General features: G+C 58.7%; 1 pseudogene. It reads right to left on the reverse strand.

Going from position 1 to position 504, the window contains the following annotated elements:
• Positions 1 to 504: pseudogene (locus F8N66_RS31415) on the reverse strand (transporter substrate-binding domain-containing protein); the annotation flags it as partial.

A 504-nucleotide genomic window follows, 5' to 3' on the forward strand; every position in this document is an offset into this window, starting at 1 on the left:
TGCATACACCCTGAATAGTTTTTTCATGGTTTCATTGATCCCGCCCAAGTACTTGTCGTACTCCTGCTCAATGGCTCCCGAGTGATAAGCCTCGCTCAAGGCCATATCGACCAGCAGGCGGAAGTCTTCGTCGTCACGCTCAACGATCATGGCTACCGGGGCGTATTCAAAGATTCGGTCCAGCACCATCAGTTCAGTGTTGGCGCCTCCCTTGGCCACTTCGTTCTTTAGCAGCATGCGTTCAGAGAAGAAGGCATCGGCTTTGCGCTCGGCCACCAGCCTGGCGCCTTCTTCATTGCTGGCCACGGTCACCAGCGAAGCGATCACGCCGAGCATGCGCATCCGTTCGCGAATCCAGTCCTCGGTCACCCCACCCTCGACGGCGGCATAGGTCTGATTAGCCAGTCCACGGTTGACCGTCGCCCGCCAGGTCGGGCCGGGGTTGGCCTCCTGGCCGTTGAGTACGTTGAGCAGCGGTTCGGCGGCATCCTTACGCACAAGTAC

Origin of the sequence: Pseudomonas fluorescens (genome assembly GCF_902498195.1) — a bacterium.
Lineage (GTDB): Bacteria > Pseudomonadota > Gammaproteobacteria > Pseudomonadales > Pseudomonadaceae > Aquipseudomonas > Aquipseudomonas fluorescens_BU.